Origin of the sequence: Flavobacterium sp. N1994 (genome assembly GCF_025947145.1) — a bacterium.
Classification (GTDB): Bacteria; Bacteroidota; Bacteroidia; order Flavobacteriales; family Flavobacteriaceae; genus Flavobacterium.
In genome coordinates, this window is the sequence record NZ_CP109999.1 from 351,088 (window position 1) to 368,516 (window position 17,429).

Sequence of the window (17,429 nt, forward strand, 5' to 3'; positions counted from 1 at the left end):
TTTAATATTTATTAACTATGTCAAATAATAATAATTCTAACACCAAGAATTTGGTTCCAATGAGTCAAAAAATAGCTTTTGGATTAGGTATGTTAGCTAACCAAATGTTTCCTGCGGCTCTAGGTATTTTTATGGTTGTCTTGGTCGAAAATTTAGGGATGCCAACATGGATGTGGGGAATTACTTTTTTTCTCCCAAGAATATTAGATGCATTTATTGACCCAATTATGGGTTTCATATCAGACAACACCAGATCTAAATGGGGAAGAAGAAGACAATATGTTTTTATTGGAGCCATTATAATGGGAATTTCTTTTGTTGTAATGTGGCAATTATATAGAGAAAATAGTATAGATTATAATTTTTACTATTTTTTAGTATGGTCCATTGTATTTTATTTAGGACTATCAATTTTTAGTGTTCCTTTTGTAGCCATGGGCTATGAAATGAGCGATGATTTTCATGAAAGAACCAGTATTATGGCAATTTCACAATGGATTGGACAATGGGCATGGGTAATTGCACCTTGGTTTTGGGTAGTAATGTATGATGCAAGTTGGTTTCCCAATGCTGATACCGCCACCAGAACCTTAGCGGTTTGGGTAGGACTTTCGTGTATGGTTTTAGCAATGATTCCAGCCATTTTTATAAAAAGTAAGTCAACAAAAGAGGAAGAGAGTTTTTCTCCATTAACGTTCAAAACTATGGGCGGTAGTTTAAAAGAAATTTTTTCGAGTTTTGTAGAAGCTTTTAAAAATAGCCCTTTCAGAAAATTGTGTATAGCGACTTTCTTTATTTTTAATGCATTCAACACTGTTGCTGGTTTTACTTTTTTTATAGTGGTTTACTATTTATTTAATGGAAGTTCCTCTGATGCAGGAATTTGGCCTACACTTTTTGGATGTTTAGGAGCTCTATCAACCACTTTTGTTGTAATTCCGATAGTTTCTTGGATGTCTAAGAAAATGGAGAAAAAGAAAACATTTTTAGTTTGTCAAGGAATATCCATTTTTGGCTATATTTTACTTTGGTTTCTTTTTATTCCTGGAAAACCTTACATGTTCATATTCGCTTTACCTTTCTTTTCTTTTGGTATAGGAAGTTTATTTACTTTGATGATGTCAATGACTGCAGATGTCTGTGATATGGATGAATTGACCTCAGGTAAGAGAAGAGAAGGAATCTTTGGAGCTATCTATTGGTGGATGGTAAAATTTGGTTTTGCTATTGCTGGATTATTAACAGGTGTAATTATGTCCTTTGTAGATTTCCATCCAGGAGCAGCAACTCAAACAGAGGGTGCAGTCACAGGTCTAAGACTTTTTTTCTCAGGTATTCCAATATTAGGTACATTAATAGCTATGTGGGTAATGAGAAACTATGACCTAACAGAAGAGAAAGCAAGAGACATAAAAAAAGAATTAGATGCAAGAAAAGGCCAAACTAAGAAGCAATCATCATCTTATCTTCCAGGTAAATTACTCTCTTTAGAGCAAAACGGAATCTCTCTAAACACCTTAACGGGTATCGATTTAAGTTTAAAAAGTGAAGTTGAGATTAGAGAACAGTTTTCTGAAATTTTAAACGAAGGATTACATGGTTTATGCTTCAGTCCATATCTAGAAGGTCAAGTAGTTGGAGATATTTTATCTAAAAATCAAATCCAAAGAAGGTTGGATGTAGTAGCTCCATATACCAAATGGATTAGATCTTTTTCTTGCACAGATGGGAATGAATTGATACCAGAACTTGCTCACCAAAAAGGATTAAAAACTTTAGTGGGAGCATGGATTAGCAACGACAGACAAAAAAACGAAAAGGAAATCAATACCCTTATTGAATTGGCTAAAGCTGGTTTGGTTGATGTTGCTGCTATAGGAAACGAAGTCTTGCATCGCCAAGATATTTCAGAACAAGAATTATTGCAATACATCAAAAGAGTTAGACAAGTGTTGCCAAGCTCCATTCCAGTTGGTTATGTAGATGCCTATTATCAATTTTTGGATAGACCTAGTTTGGTAGATGCTTGCGATGTTGTTTTAGTAAATTGTTATCCATTCTGGGAAGGCACAGATAATGATTATGCCCTTTCTTATTTGAATAGAATGATGGAGTTAAGCCTACAAGTTGCAAAAGGCAAAAAAGTAATTATTACAGAAACAGGTTGGCCAAGTAAAGGAGAAAATGTAGAAAGTGCTAAACCTTCTTCACTTAATGCTATGAAATATTTTATTGCTTCCCAAGAATGGGCTAAAAATAAAAACATAGAGTTATTCTATTTTTCATCATTTGATGAGTCCTGGAAAACGAATCAAGAAGGTGAAGTTGGCGCAAGATGGGGTATTTGGGATAAAAATGAAAAAGTAAAGTTTGATGTTAAAATAGAAACTAATGTCGTTTAGAAGAAAAGAAGATTCGCTTTATCAAATTAAGTTTGATGCTACCAATGAGATTGATAATTATAATGGGATTGATTATACAAATAAGTCAAAAGAAGAAGTAAATAATCTATTTGATGAAGTTTTAAAATCAGGCATGCATGGACTTTGTTTTAGCATGTATGAAGACGGACAAAAACCTGGAGATATTATATCAGAAGAACAAGTTCGACGAAGAATGAAAATTATTGCTCCTTATACTAAATGGGTCAGATCTTTTTCATGTACAGAAGGGAATGAGTTTATTCCAAAAATTGCTAAAGAACATGGCATCAAAACATTAGTTGGAGCCTGGTTAGGTGATGATCCTGAGGTTAATGAAAAAGAAATCGAGGGATTAATTAAATTGTCTAATGAAGGTTTCGTAAATATAGCTGCTGTTGGAAATGAGGTAATGTATCGTAAGGATTTAACAGAAGAGGAGCTTTTAGAGTTTATTTCTAGAGTAAAAAAAGCGCTTCCTGAATCTATTCCTGTTGGCTATGTAGATGCCTATTATGAATTCAGTATCAAACCAAGAATAACAGAAGCATGTGACTTGATTTTAACGAATTGTTACCCTTATTGGGAAGGTTGTAATTTAGAATATTCATTAGGCCATATGAAACAAATGTATCATCAGGCTTTGCATGCGGCAAATGGCAAAAAAGTAATTATAACAGAAACAGGTTGGCCAAGTAAAGGGGAAAGTTTTAAAGATTCGCATCCTTCAGAAGAAAATGCTCTTAGATATTTTTTAAACACTCAACTTTGGTCGCAACAAGATGATATTGCTATTTTCTACTTCTCCTCATTTGACGAGTCATGGAAAGTAGGAGCAGAGGGAGAAGTCGGAGCCTATTGGGGAATTTGGGATAAAAATGAAAAATTAAAATTTTAATTCAATTAAATCAAATTATTAAAATTAAAAGGTGTGAGTTTAACTTTTTAAAATAGTAATTTATTAAAAAACAAAAAAGCTATTATGAAAAAAAACACCCCATTTCAAGTTCTATTTTTATTTTTTCTTTTAAGTCAATTATGTCATGCTCAGGTTGATATAGTTTATAACAATCTAGTTTGGTCTGATGAGTTCAATACCAACGGACCAATAAATTCAACTAATTGGTTTCAACAAACGCAACTGCCCAATGGTTCAAGTTGGTTTAGTGGTGAAGTGCAGCATTATACCAATCAAACTACTAATTCCTATGTGGATAATGGTTTTCTGCATATTGTTGCTAAAAAAGAACCATACACAGATCAAGGAATTACAAAGCAATATACTTCAGCTCGACTCAATTCAAAATTTGCTTTCAAGTACGGACGTGTTGATGTGAGAGCAAAAGTGCCTCTCGAAGCCGGAACTTGGCCAGCTATATGGATGTTGGGTAAAAACATAAATGAACCAGGAGCCTATTTTGCATCGACTTACGGAACAACAGATTGGCCTGCTTGTGGTGAAACTGATATCATGGAGCATGGCATTTTTCCATCACAACCAGTTAATTATATTCAAGGAACATTACACACGCCTTCTTCTTTTGGAAATTCAGTAAATAATGGTGGAACAATCGCCTCCGATTTAGCTAATAGTTATCATATATATTCAGTCAACTGGTCTCCCTTTCAAATTTCTTTTCTTCTAGATGGTGTTGTTTATTACACTTACAATCCAGCAGTTAAAGATGCTAATACTTGGCCATTTGATAAGGAGCAATATCTTTTACTAAATGTTGCCATGGGAGGAACTGCAGGAAATATAGATCCCAATTTCACACAAACTTCTATGGACATTGATTATGTTCGTGTTTATCAAAATACACTTGTTGATACCGAAAGACCAATTAATTTCACAGCTTCAGTTGGTGCAGTAACTAGTTCTACTGTAGAGTTATTGTTAAACGCGACAGATAATTCAGGATCGGTTGTTTATACCGTTGCTTATGGAACACAAACGTTTACTTATGCTGGAACTTCTGGTGTTCAAAAATCTGTTGTTATTTCAGGGTTAACCCCAAATACTAATTATAGTTTTAGCGTTGCTGCAAGCGATTTGACAGGTAACACCGCATTGAATAATCCAATTGTATTAAATGCTACAACTACCGCATTAATTGCATGTTCGGGAACTTCTTCTTTAGCACAGCAAGGATCATTCACAACGGGTTATAATTATACATTCCAAACTTTGGGAACTGATGTTAAAATCAATTTTGAACTTTTAGATACGGACAAAGTTGGAGTTGTAGCCTATTTGTGGAAACAAACCCCTTTTTCAGAGGTACAAATGACCAATGTTTCAGGTAATAATTTTACTAAAACCATTACAGGACAAACCCCTGGTTCAATCATCAGTTACGGTGTTAAATTTGCTTATGCTGGTGGACTATCAGTAACCAATTATTTTTCTTATGTGGTAGGTAATAATAATTGTTCATTAAGTAATGCAGATGTTACAGAATTTAAGCAATTAGTCTATCCTAATCCAGTTGAAAATATTTTGAATTTGCATCTGTTCGATGATCAAAATAAAATTACTTTAACTGATATTTTAGGAAAAACACATATTGAAGAGGTTGTGAATTCAGATCATGTTATTGATATGAGTAGTTTTAAAACAGGTATTTATTTTTTAAGAGTAGAAAACTCGCATGGAATAAACTATTCAAAAATCATTAAAAAATAATTAAGCTCAAGAAGACTTACTAAAATAGAAAACCCCCAAAAAAAAACTAAAATTTCAGTTTTTTCAAGATCTATCAAACTCCTATATTGGTAATTGTATTTTATGAAAACAAATAAAAGTTCGGTACAGCTTTATGCGCTTATTATTGCCATGGGCGGATTGTTGATGGGTTTTGATGCTTCCGTTATTTCTGGAGTTGTAAAATTTATTGAACCCGAATTTAATTTGTCCAAAATAGAATTAGGTTGGGCAGTAGCTTCTTTGTCATTAACGGCAACATTAGCTATGATGTTTGCTGGTCCAATAAGTGATAAACTAGGGAGAAATGTGGTGTTAAAATATGCTGCTTTGCTTTATTTCTTTTCGGCCATAATATCCGCGGTTGCCCCTTCTTTTTTAATCTTAGTTATTGCAAGGCTTATTGCTGGTATTGGAGTTGGGATGTCATTAATTTTGGCCCCAATGTATATTGCTGAGATTTCTCCAGCTGAAAACAGAGGAAAAATGGTTTCCTTTAATCAATTAAACATTGTCATTGGTATTTCTTTGGCTTTTTTTACTAACTATCTTATAGTTCATTTGGCAAGTTCAGATGCTGAATGGGTTCATTCATTAAAGATTAAAGAATACAATTGGAGATGGATGTTAGGTTTAGAAGCTATACCAGCATTGATATACTTCATCTGTCTGTTTTTTGTGCCTCAAAGTCCACGATGGTTAATAATGAAAGAACGTTATGATGAAGCATTACTTGTTTTGAAAAAAATAAGTGATAATGAATCGTCAGAAAAAATGATTGCAGAAATAAAAAGTAGTATTTTATTGGATTCAAAACCTAAAGAGAAAAGTACTATTAAAGATTTGTTTTTACCCTCCATGAAGTTAGTTTTATCCATTGGAGTTGTAATTGCAGTTTTGCAACAAATTACAGGAATAAATTCAGTTTTCTTTTATGCTCCAATGATATTTGAGCAATCAGGTATTGGTACAGATACTTCTTTTATTCAAGCCATTTTAGTTGGATTAATAAATGTTGTATTTACGATTATTGCTATTGCATTGATTGATAAACTAGGAAGAAAACCATTACTGACTATAGGCGTTATAGGTGTTGCTTTAAGTATGTTCTTGTTGGCCTACAGTTTTAATGACGCTACCTATACTTTGACAAAAGATTCTATTTCAAAATTACCTAAAGAAATTAGTGTTGAGAAAATAAGCCTTCTTCAAGATAAAACGTTTCAATCGGATACTCAATTTAAAAATGCAATATCAGAAACATTGGGAATAGCTGTTGAAAAAAAGTATGAATCAGAACTTATTTCGGCTTCTATAAGTATGAATGCCATTTTAATTTTAATTGGAATATTAGGTTTTGTGGCTTCATTTGCAATTTCACTTGGACCAGTAATGTGGGTGTTGTTTTCTGAACTTTTCCCGAATAAAATTCGTGGGATTGCTATTTCATTTGTCGGGTTTATTAACTCTGCAGTTAGTTTTATAGTTCAGCTAGTTTTTCCATGGGAATTAGATAAATTAGGAAGCACATGGACTTTTCTTTGGTATGGCATTTTTGCACTGATTGGCTTATTGTTTATACTAAAATTATTACCAGAAACTAAAGGAAAATCATTAGAAGAATTAGAAGCTATTCTTGTGAAATAATTAAATATATTTAGATGAAATACTTCATTCTCCTTTACATAGTTGTCATTAACTCTTGTGTAGCTCAAGAGTCAAATCGTAAATTAGTTTGGGAAGAAAATTTTGATGCCAAAACGCTTAATGAAGAAGTTTGGAATCTTGAATTAGGTGATGGTTGCCCTAGTTTATGTGGATGGGGAAATAATGAATGTCAAATTTATACCAAAAACAATCATTTTATTAAAGAGGGTAATTTAGTGATTCAGATTCGTAAAGAAGGGAATGATTATACATCGACTAAAATTTCTACAAAAAACAAGAAAAAATTTCAATACGGAAAAATTGAGTTGAGAGCTAAACTACCAATTGGTAAAGGATTGTGGCCAGCATTTTGGATGGTTGGCTCGAATATTTCTGAAGTAGGTTGGCCTAAGTGTGGTGAAATTGATATTCTGGAATATGTGGGAAGAGCTCCCAATAAAATATTCACTTCAATACACACTCAAGACAGTCATGGAGAAACAATAAATACAAAAAACACTATAATTAAGGATGCTGAAGAAGGGTTTCATTTGTATGCTATTGATTGGACTAAAGATAAAATTGAGTTTTTTGTTGACAATAATTCGGTTTATACTTTTTCACCAAAAATAAAAAATGACAACACATGGCCTTTTAACCAACCCTTTTATCTTATTTTAAATGGAGCTGTTGGTGGTAATTTCGGAGGTCAAGACATTGATAACACTATTTTTCCACAAGATTTTTTGATAGATTATATAAGAGTCTATCAATAATATTTAAAAGGGATTTAATTATTTTTAGTCTTTTTTTTAAATTTAATTTGTTTTTTAAATTAAAAATATGTTAAATTTGGTACATAATTAACTCACAAAGAACTTTTGCCTATAGAAAACAATTACTTTTTAGATTAAAAAATCTTTTTTTAACCCTTACTAAAAGGTAATGTTATGGCAAAAATACAAATCCCAGATGCGGTATTAGTAAACAAGTATATTGATGGTGATGAAAACTCGCTTTCAATACTTATTAATAGACATCAATCGAAAATCTACGGCTACATTTATTCTAAAGTTTCGGATAGAGATCTTACGGAAGATATTTTTCAAGAAACATTCTTTAAAGTGATTCATACTTTAAAAAGTAAAAAGTACTATAACGAAGAAGGTAAGTTTCTATCTTGGGTATTGCGTATTGCAAGTAACTTAATAGTAGATAAATTCCGAAATGATAAAAAAGCTTATTTTCAACGTGATACAGATGAGTTGTTGATTTTTTCAAGAATAACCGATAACTCACATAATATTGAAACGGAGTTAATCAAAAATCAAGTGGATATCGACTTGAAAAATATAATTGAAAAATTACCTCACGATCAAAAGGAAGTGATTATGATGCGTTATTATTCAGACATGAGTTTTAAAGAAATAGCTGATATTACTGGCGTAAGCGTTAATACTACCTTAGGAAGAATGCGCTACGCTATTACTAATTTAAGAAAGGTAATAGAAAAAAATCAAATTTATTTACCGACATAAACAATAAAAAGTAATTTTTTGCGTTATTAAATAAACATCATAAAACCAATTTGATTAGTATATGGCAAAACTTTACTCTAAAAAAAAATTAGCAAAAAAAACTATGTTACCTAAAAAAGAAACAATACGTTTAATACTTCAATATTCTTGTGCATTGAATATCGTTAAAGTAGGTAATATGAACTTCGACACAATTGCTAATTAAGAAACATCCCGATACAATTATCGGGATGTTTTTTTATAATATTCCTCTAAAACTGATTTCCTTCCAATAGTTTTGGTAATAATATCTTTTTCTAAATCCCAACCACGTGCTGGTGAATACTCTCTCCCATACCAAATAATTTGTAGATGCAAATCATTCCATGTTTCTCTTGGAAAAAGAGCTTTAGCATCTTTCTCTGTTTGTATAACATTTTTTCCATTTGATAAATTCCATCTGTAGAGTAAACGATGAATGTGTGTATCTACTGGAAAAGCAGGAACTCCAAAGGCTTGTGACATTACTACACTAGCAGTTTTGTGACCAACAGCAGGTAAGGCTTCTAAGGCTTCAAATGATTGTGGTACTTGACCGTTATATTTGTCAATTAGAATTTGTGACAAACCATATATACCTTTTGATTTCATTGGAGATAACCCGCATGGTCTTATAATTTCTTTGATTTCTTCAACTGATAGTTTTACCATATCATATGGGTTATCAGCTTTAGAAAATAGGATAGGGGTGATTTGATTAACACGAACATCAGTGCATTGTGCGGATAATAATACGGCAATCAGCAGCGTATATGCATCTTTATGATTTAATGGTATCGGAATTTCTGGATATAATTCTTTTAACGTATTAATAACAAACGTTGCACGTTCTTGTTTGGTCATTTTATTTAAATTTGAACTGTAAAAATAACTTAAACTTTCTTATTTTTAAAATTATGACAACACTAAAAAAAGGCGATAAAGCTCCTGATTTTTCAGGATTTGATCAAGATAATAAGTTCCACCAATTAGAAGATTATGCTGGAAAAAAATTAGTGGTTTTCTTTTATCCTAAAGCAGACACACCGGGTTGTACAGCTGAAGCTTGTGATTTACGGGATAATTTTGAACGATTTAAAGCAAACAATTATGAGTTGCTTGGTGTGAGTGCTGATAGCGCTAAAGCACAAGCTAAATTTAAAACGAAATTTAACTTTCCATTCCCTTTATTAGCCGATGTAGAGAAATCAGTTATAAATGCCTTCGGTGTTTGGGGCCCAAAAAAATTTATGGGAAGAGAATACGATGGTATTCATAGAACTACTTTTGTAATCAACGAAGAAGGAATAATTGAGGATGTAATATCTGATGTCAAGACTAAAGCACATGCTGCACAAATATTGAAATAATATTTATAAAAAAAAGCCAAGAAGTAATTCTTGGCTTTTTTTGTTATGCTTTTTGTAAAACTTTATTAGGGTCGTAACCAAAAAGATGATGTTGTTTTATAATTTCTGCAATACCTTCTGGTAACAATTTTTCCCAGCCAGGAATTCCTTCATTAATCATTTTCAGCACTTCTCGAGAGAATATTTTTAAATGGCCTTTATCAAAATCAGTGATATCTACAACTTTACCGTTGTAAGCAAAGAACTTATATAGCTCTTTCATTCTTGGATGAACTTTAAGATTTTGAGAAGTAATAATTTCACCGTTTTCATCTTCCATTGGATACAAGAAAACTTTTAAATCGCGATAGAATAATTTCCCAAAAGCCTCTAGAATTCCACCACTCAAATGGCGATAGTATTTTTCATCAAAAATATCAACCAAATTATTAACTCCCATGGCCAATCCCATTCTAGCTTTGGTATAACTTGCGAAATATTCTACTACTTTATAATATTCTTGGAAATTAGAAATCATTACAGTCTGTCCGAGTGCACATAGCAATTCAGCTCTGTCCATAAAATCTCTTTCATCAATTTCACCTTCTGAACGTAAATTGGATAAGGTGATTTCAAAAATTACCAAAGTGTTGTCTTTTTCTACTTTACTTTCCTCCAAAAACATCTTCAGCGATCTCTCATACATATCCATATTTACTTGGGTAACTGGACGAAAGCTTCCTCTTAAAGCTAATATGTTTTTTTTGTAAAGTATCGATGCCGGAAGAATGTTTTTTCCGTCAGGACCAAACATTACTGCATCAGTCATATTATTTTTAACCAATTGTAAACTCATCAATCGATTGTCAACATTGGCAAAACGAGGACCAGAAAAATTAATAGTGTCAATTTCTAATTGATCTTTATCTAAATGGTCATATAGATAACGTAGTAATTTTTTAGGATCATTGTATTTATAGAATGCACCGTAAATCAAGTTTACCCCCAATACACCAAGAGTTTCTTGTTGTAATCGAGCATCATTTTCTTTAAAACGCATGTGAAGAATAATCTCATTGTAATCTTCGTCTGGTTCTACTTGGTATTTTATACCAACCCAACCATGTCCTTTAAATTGTTTTGCGAAATCTATTGTTGAAACGGTATTGGCAAAACTGAAAAATAATTTATTAGGATGCTTATCTCTACTTAAACGTTTTTCAATTAATTGAACTTCATGTGAAAGCATATTTTTTAATCGGCTCTCAGTAACATATCTACCATCATCTTCAATACCATATATGGCATCACTAAAATCTTTATCGTATGCCGACATCGCTTTGGCTATTGTTCCTGATGAGCCTCCTGATCTAAAAAAGTGTCTTACTGTTTCTTGACCAGCACCAATTTCAGCAAAAGTCCCGTAAATATTATCATTAAGATTGATACGTAAAGCTTTATCCTTTAACGAAGGAATTTGCTCAATAACTTTATCGCCTTTTAATTTGATGTCTAATCCAGATGCTCCCATAATATAGTTGTATACATTGCAAAGTTAGTAAAATACCCTTTTTATAAAAGAGAATTAACGTCTATTTTTGTTATTCATTACTTAAAAAAAAGTACTTTTATAAATAAACAAAAAAACATCATCAAAAACCGTGCTATTATGCAAGTTTATTTTCTTGGTACTGGAACTTCTCAAGGTATTCCCGTAATAGGGAGTGACCATCCTGTTTGTAAAAGCCATGATAGTAAGGATAAAAGATTAAGAGTATCTGTATGGATTGTTTGCGATAATCAATCTTTTGTAATTGATTGTGGTCCCGATTTTAGACAACAAATGTTAACTTCCAATTGTACCCAACTCGATGCTCTACTTTTTACACATGAACATGCTGATCACACTGCTGGTTTGGACGATATCCGTCCCTTTTTCTTTAAACAAAAAAAAGATATACCCGTTTATGCCCATCATCGAGTTATAGAAAATTTGAAAAAGAGATTTGATTACATTTTTGAAACAGAAAATAAATACCCTGGCGCTCCCAATGTGCAATCATTTGTTGTAAACAATAATGAGCCTTTCAATATTGGATCAATTGAAATTATTCCGGTAGAAGTAGATCATAGTAACCTACAAGTTTTTGGGTATAGAATACAAGATTTCGTATATTTAACAGACGTGAAATCTATTAATGAGATTGAAATTAAAAAATTAAAAGGAATAAAAGTATTGGTTGTTAATGCTTTGCGAGAAGAACCACATCATTCTCATTTTAGTTTGCAGGATGCGTTGGATTTTATATATTTGGTTCAGCCTGAAAAAGCCTATTTGACACATATCAGTCATCTTTTGGGTTTTCATGAAGAGGTACAAAAAAAATTACCGCCTAATGTTTTTTTGGCATACGATAATTTAAAAATTACAATTTAGAATATGAAGAAATCACTGTTTTTATATCTTTTTATCATTGCAGCATTGATGAATGTTTTTACTTATAAATATTTTACATCAAAGGAAAAGAGTGATAATGCTATAACTACTGATGTAAACGATAATCCATCAAAAACCTTATCGGATAGTATCAGCAAGTTATCTGATAAACTGTATGAGGCGAATGCATTTTCATTAGAAAATAATGATAGGGCTCAAAATTATTTGGTAGAAAATAACATTACAGATATTAATGCCTTTGCTGAAAAAGTGAAACAAGCACTTTTAGCATACAACGATGATGCAGCTGGAAATAAATATACTGACCAACCTAAAATGGGGGAACAGAAGTTTATTATCAATAAAGTAAAAATACTAAACCATCGTTGGATTATTGCCAATTATAGCAATGGCCAATTATGGGGAGAAGTTTTATTGAAATATTTTGTTGATGATAAAGGGGGAATTTCTTTTGAAATTATGAATTCTTACTTATATCCTGCTGCCTTAAATTAAACACTATTAGCGATTTAAATATGAAAAAAATAAGTGTACTTATACTTTTACTCTTGGTTGTTTCTTGTAAATTAATTGATCAAAAGGAAGATGAAAACGAGAGTCAAAATAAGGCTATTACAGTAAAAGACTCAACGGTGGTCAATGACAAAGATGAAAATGGTTGCTTAGCATCTGCAGGATATGTATGGTCTAAAGTAAATAAAGAATGTGTAAAAGGCTTTTCGGGAATCCAACTCAACCCTATGGATAAACAAGATAACGATGATGAGACGCTAAGTGCTTATGTGTTGTTTAATGAAGACGCTAGCAAAGCTGAAGTTTTTCTCCCAAAAGATACAACGTCAATTGTATTATCAAGAGCAGCAGAAGGCAAACCATGGGTTTTAAATGATTGGCAATTAGTTCCATGGAAAGGGTATGTCCTGAAAAAAGGAGGTAAGAACATGTTTGCCGGTGATGGTGAAATAGGGCAAAAAGTAATGAATAGTGATACAGAACAACAATAATAAAAAAGGTCTTGAATTTTCAAGACCTTTTTTTATTTTAGGATTGTAACCAGTTCTTAAAATCAAAGAAGTTTTGTGGAGCAACTCCATGTCCAACAGGATATTCTTTATAAACTACCTGAATTCCTAATTGTTCTAAAACGGGTATTGATTTCCTTGCCCATTCCACAGGAATGACTTGATCAACCATTCCGTGGGATGCAAATATTTTTAAGTTCGTAAAATCATTAGTTGCAAAATCATCCACTGCAATTTCTGTATTCAAATACCCACTCATAGCAACGACTCGTTGTATCTTTTCAGGATAAGATAATGCTACTGCATAACTCAAAATACTACCTTGACTAAAGCCAATTAAAGTTACGTTATCAGAATCAATAGCATAATTAGCAAGCAATTCATCAATGAAATTCGCAATAATATCTCGAGAAGCACGAGCTTGTCCTATATCAGAAAACTTGTTTTCATCTGCATCAAAATTGATAGCATACCAAGCATAACTTCCATACATCATATCATAAGGTGCTCGAGCAGAAATTACATAATAGTTATCGGGAAGTTCAGCAGCAAAGGAAAATAAATCCTCTTCGTTACTTCCATAACCATGAAGCAATAAGAGCAAAGGGTTTTTCTCCAATTTTATTTTAGGTTCTCTAACGAGATGATGAAGCGATAGGTTCATTATAAACTTTTAAATGTTGTTTGGAAAAAAGCACCCACGAGTGGCAATAGTTTTTTCTGTCCTTGTAACGCCCCGATAAAACCATATATCCACAGAATAAAATAGAACAAGTAAAAGGCAGAAGTAGCGGTCCAACTATTAGCATACCCCACAAAATAGCCCAACAAAAAGAAAGAAATAAACAATCCTAAGGCTTGTCTGATATGAAAGGAAGCAAACTCACTTTTGTTTTCTTCTTGATTCATAAAAATAGCGATTACCGCTCCAATAATGGTTAAGTAGGCTACAATAGCTGTGTTTTTTGATTTATCTAAGTTTTCCATATAGTATATTATTTATGCTAATACTAATTTTTCATTACTGTAAATTCCAATTACCCGACCTTGCATTTGTTGTCCTAGAAAGGCGCTGTTTTTTGATTTCGACAAAATATGCTCTTTCTCAAAGGTCCATTTATCGGTTGCTGTAAATAGTGAAATAGCTACTTTATTATTTTCTGCAATAATTTGACTTTCAATATTTAAAATATGTTTACCAGAAGTTAATTTTGCAATAACTTTGTCCAAAGGCAATACAGTTAACAAAGCACCAAAAACACTTTCCAATCCAATGGTTCCGTTTTTAGCCAAATCAAATTCCATTTTTTTATGCTCAATATCTATCGGATTATGATCGCTTGTAATGCAGTCGATGGTATCATCTAAGATCCCCGCAATTAATGCTTTTCTATCTTCATCCGTTCGTAAAGGAGGGGATACTTTATATCTGGTGTCAAAACCTTCCAGTTTTTCATCAGTTAAAACCAAATGATGTACTGATACACTACAAGTAACCTTTAATCCATTGGCTTTAGCCGCTTTGATAAGCGCTACTGATTGAGCTGTAGAAATCGTTGGAATATGTAATCTTCCACCAGTATATTCCAGTAAAAAAAGGTTTCGAGCGACTATCAATTCTTCTGCTAAGTTAGGAATTCCTTTTAATCCCAATCTAGTAGAAACTACTCCTTCATTAACAACACCGTTTCCTTTGATGCTATCATCTTGACAAAAGGCAATTACTAAACCATCAAAATCTTGTACGTATTGCAAGCCAATTTTAAGCAAATTAGCATTTGCCAAACTTTTACCATAGTCACCAAAAGCCACAGCCCCCGCATTCTTCATATCGTATAGCTCTGCTAAATCTTTGCCTTCACTGTTTTTAGTTAGGGCACCAATAGGATATAACTCCGTTGCCGAAGTAACCGCTTTTTGCTTAACAAAATGTACTTGGGATTGATTGTCAATAATAGGATAGGAGTTGGGTTGTAAAGCAATACCTGTAAACCCACTTTTAGCAGCTACTTCTAATCCGTTAGTAATAGTCTCTCTGTCTTCAAAACCTGGTTCACCTAGAGAAACACTAGTATCAAACCAGCCTCTAGAAATATGTAACCCTTCTTGTTGAAACTCTTGATGGGTATCGGATTGAGGTAAGGATGTTCCAATTTTCTCGAAGAGACCATTCGTGATTTTTACATCAACTGTTTGATTGTGAAAAGGACTTTCAGGGTCAATAATGGTGGCTTTTCGGAGAATTAGGTTCATTTTACAAATTTTTGAATGAGTAGTTCTAATGCTAAAAAGAGTAAGGCTAAAATCACAAACCATTTCCAGATTTGTGTATCGGTTCTATCTATTTGAATGGTGTTAAACACGGTTTCAATATCATCTATTTCTTTATATTGGGCAACCGCATCAGGATTAGCCAAGGATAAGTTGCTTTCTGTACGGTTATAATTAAAGCTGATGTTTTGCACCAAGTTTCCTCCGTTAAAGATACCAAAATTTCCGGCTTCTGATGGATTGTCTCCAAAAGTCATTTTTACTTTCGTATTCAATAATTGTTGCACAGGTATAAAGCTTTCAGTTGCATTCTTTACCGTTAAGATTTCATCTTTAGATAATAAAGCATCCACTATAAACGGTTGGCTTTCGCCAATGATAATGGCATTCACACCCGTTTTTTGACTACTTTGAGCCATATTATAAAACGTCGGAACTATGAGTGGCGAGTTTTGAAAGTTACTATTAGCCTTATTAATAGGTGCCGCAAAAACATAGACAGACGACAAGTCACCTGGTAACGAAGTCAAGAAAGCACTTTGATCATCATAAGTCAAAACCGATGGCGTGGTGCTACTCAAACCAAACGATGCCTTAGTAGTAGGATATTGAAAGTTATCAATTTTCTTTTCAAAAACTGTACTGAATAAAGGGTGGTTAAAGTTGATTTTAGTCACTTTTCTTTCCCCAATAGTTAAGGCTTTAAATTGCAACGCTCCAAAGTTAGCCACAAAGGAATTCAAAGCAGTTGCATTACTCTCTTGAGCCGGAATGACAACAAGATTCCCCCCTTTAGTAACAAACGATTTCAATGTGGTTTGCAGCGCTTGTGGAATGTCTTTAAGCTCATTCAAGACAATAGCATCTTGTTTTTCTAGTAAATTATAATCTAAATTGGCTAACGGATAATTTGTATAATTAAACTCATCACTGGTATAAATACGTCCTAAGAAGTTGCTTTTATCGGTATCACCAATACTGATAACATTCGTTTTACTGGGTTTTGAAATACTGAAATAATAGGTGTTGTCATAAGCCAATCCCTTATCCGTAATCGAAACATACCCATGAAAATCTTCTTTAGGAATCGTAAAGTTGATGGTTTTAGTGTTGGTCTCAAAGTTAATTAGTGTTTTAGCAATTAACTTATTCTTATTAAACAACGCAATCGGAATGTCTTTAAAATCATCCCCATTAGCGGATAGTTTAACGCCAATCTCATAAAAACTATCTAATGTTTGTTGGATATAAACACTATCAACAGCAATATTGTTTTTCTGCTCAGCTTCTGGTAGGATAAAGTAAATATTGTCTTCTTTTCGGAAACTCTTAGTCTGATTAGCTTCCAAACCAACAGCATCTGTAATGACGATAATGTCTTTGTTGAAGGCCGACTTTCTAGCATTCACTTTAGCAATCAAATTATCCAATTGGAAAGGAGCAGCACTGTATTTCAAATCCTGTAAATCCTTTTGAATCGATTTTATATCGGTGTTCCAATAGTTATCAGAGTTGGTAAGTAACGAAAAGTTTTGCGTCTGAGGGGTATGTTCTAATAAATCTTGAACCGCACGTTTCAGTAATTCCCCTTGCTTTCCTTTGGCTTGCATACTAAAGGAATTGTCCAAAATAATATACATTTCATTCCCCGATTTCTTGCTATCCTTAGCACTAAAGAAAGGTTGTGCAAAAGCTAAAATCAGAAACGTAAGCAATAACAATCGGGTAAAAAGCAACAACCATTTCTTGATAGTGGAGCTTTTACGGGTTTGTATCGATAGTTCTTTTAGGAATTGGACGTTGGTAAAATATTCTTTCTTAAAACGACGCAATTGAAACAAATGCACCAAAATTGGGATAACCAATAAGAAAAGAAAGTAAAGAATCTCTGGGTGTTTGAATTGCATTCTTGGTAAAGTTTACCTCATAGGAGGCTAATTTTTATTGGAATTCGGTGAATCTTTGATTTGTCAAAAATAGCAATCAATTGTCAATTATCAAG

General features: G+C 32.8%; 16 protein-coding genes. 10 read left to right on the forward strand and 6 right to left on the reverse strand.

The window, feature by feature from the left end; translation table 11 throughout:
• The first annotated feature begins 17 nt into the window (after positions 1-17).
• From OLM53_RS01665 to OLM53_RS01690, 6 genes are all read left to right on the forward strand, one after another.
• Positions 18-2,402 (forward strand): MFS transporter, encoded by a 2,385-nt coding sequence (locus tag OLM53_RS01665; RefSeq protein WP_264521323.1) that lies wholly within the window; start codon positions 18-20, stop codon positions 2,400-2,402.
• On the forward strand, positions 2,392-3,318 hold the full coding sequence (locus tag OLM53_RS01670) for a glycosyl hydrolase family 17 protein (protein WP_264521324.1): 927 nt from the start codon (positions 2,392-2,394) through the stop codon (positions 3,316-3,318). Before OLM53_RS01665 ends, OLM53_RS01670 begins: the two co-directional genes overlap by 11 nt.
• 84 nt (positions 3,319-3,402) lie before the next feature.
• Entirely contained in the window at positions 3,403-5,106 is a 1,704-nt protein-coding gene (locus OLM53_RS01675) for a family 16 glycosylhydrolase (protein ID WP_264521325.1), read from the forward strand.
• Positions 5,107-5,208: 102 nt separating this feature from the next.
• Complete coding sequence (locus OLM53_RS01680) at positions 5,209-6,771, forward strand: sugar porter family MFS transporter (RefSeq protein WP_264521326.1); 1,563 nt, start codon at positions 5,209-5,211, stop codon at positions 6,769-6,771.
• A 14-nt stretch (positions 6,772-6,785) separates the two neighbouring features.
• Positions 6,786-7,547: a glycoside hydrolase family 16 protein gene (locus OLM53_RS01685; protein ID WP_264521327.1), complete on the forward strand. Its 762-nt coding sequence runs from the start codon at positions 6,786-6,788 to the stop codon at positions 7,545-7,547.
• Between the two features lie 174 nt (positions 7,548-7,721).
• The gene (locus OLM53_RS01690) at positions 7,722-8,309 is read left to right on the forward strand and encodes an RNA polymerase sigma factor (protein WP_264521328.1); all 588 of its coding nucleotides are present in this window, start codon (positions 7,722-7,724) and stop codon (positions 8,307-8,309) included.
• Between the two features lie 222 nt (positions 8,310-8,531).
• Here the strand turns inward: OLM53_RS01690 and OLM53_RS01695 are convergent, their stop codons facing one another.
• Positions 8,532-9,191: an endonuclease III domain-containing protein gene (locus tag OLM53_RS01695; RefSeq protein WP_264521329.1), complete on the reverse strand. Its 660-nt coding sequence runs from the start codon at positions 9,189-9,191 to the stop codon at positions 8,532-8,534.
• A 53-nt stretch (positions 9,192-9,244) separates the two neighbouring features.
• On the opposite strand from OLM53_RS01695, the gene bcp reads away from it, so the two are divergent.
• On the forward strand, positions 9,245-9,697 hold the full coding sequence (gene bcp / locus OLM53_RS01700) for a thioredoxin-dependent thiol peroxidase (RefSeq protein ID WP_264521330.1): 453 nt from the start codon (positions 9,245-9,247) through the stop codon (positions 9,695-9,697).
• A gap of 43 nt (positions 9,698-9,740) precedes the next feature.
• On the opposite strand, the gene OLM53_RS01705 is transcribed toward bcp, so the two are convergent.
• Entirely contained in the window at positions 9,741-11,207 is a 1,467-nt protein-coding gene (locus OLM53_RS01705; protein ID WP_264521331.1) for a TonB-dependent receptor, read from the reverse strand.
• A gap of 138 nt (positions 11,208-11,345) precedes the next feature.
• On the opposite strand from OLM53_RS01705, the gene OLM53_RS01710 reads away from it, so the two are divergent.
• From OLM53_RS01710 to OLM53_RS01720, 3 genes are read left to right on the forward strand one after another with little or no spacing between them, the layout of a single operon-like run.
• Positions 11,346-12,113, forward strand: a complete 768-nt coding sequence (locus OLM53_RS01710; RefSeq protein WP_264521332.1) for an MBL fold metallo-hydrolase — start codon at positions 11,346-11,348, stop codon at positions 12,111-12,113.
• Between the two features lie 3 nt (positions 12,114-12,116).
• Positions 12,117-12,629 carry a hypothetical protein gene (locus OLM53_RS01715; RefSeq protein WP_264521333.1) on the forward strand — a complete coding sequence of 171 codons (513 nt, stop codon included), beginning with the start codon at positions 12,117-12,119 and terminating at the stop codon, positions 12,627-12,629.
• Positions 12,630-12,649: 20 nt separating this feature from the next.
• Positions 12,650-13,138: a hypothetical protein gene (locus OLM53_RS01720; RefSeq protein ID WP_264521334.1), complete on the forward strand. Its 489-nt coding sequence runs from the start codon at positions 12,650-12,652 to the stop codon at positions 13,136-13,138.
• Between the two features lie 37 nt (positions 13,139-13,175).
• On the opposite strand, the gene OLM53_RS01725 is transcribed toward OLM53_RS01720, so the two are convergent.
• Genes OLM53_RS01725 through OLM53_RS01740 form a run of 4 tightly spaced genes read right to left on the reverse strand, consistent with a single transcriptional unit; the run spans position 13,176 to position 17,334 of the window.
• Positions 13,176-13,820 carry an alpha/beta hydrolase gene (locus OLM53_RS01725; protein WP_264521335.1) on the reverse strand — a complete coding sequence of 215 codons (645 nt, stop codon included), beginning with the start codon at positions 13,818-13,820 and terminating at the stop codon, positions 13,176-13,178.
• Positions 13,820-14,143: a hypothetical protein gene (locus OLM53_RS01730; RefSeq protein WP_264521336.1), complete on the reverse strand. Its 324-nt coding sequence runs from the start codon at positions 14,141-14,143 to the stop codon at positions 13,820-13,822. The genes OLM53_RS01725 and OLM53_RS01730 overlap by 1 nt, the downstream gene beginning before the upstream one ends.
• Before the next feature lie 12 nt (positions 14,144-14,155).
• Positions 14,156-15,409: a dihydroorotase gene (locus OLM53_RS01735; RefSeq protein ID WP_264521337.1), complete on the reverse strand. Its 1,254-nt coding sequence runs from the start codon at positions 15,407-15,409 to the stop codon at positions 14,156-14,158.
• On the reverse strand, positions 15,406-17,334 hold the full coding sequence (locus OLM53_RS01740) for a vWA domain-containing protein (RefSeq protein WP_264521338.1): 1,929 nt from the start codon (positions 17,332-17,334) through the stop codon (positions 15,406-15,408). The genes OLM53_RS01735 and OLM53_RS01740 overlap by 4 nt, the downstream gene beginning before the upstream one ends.
• Between the last annotated feature and the right edge of the window lie 95 nt (positions 17,335-17,429).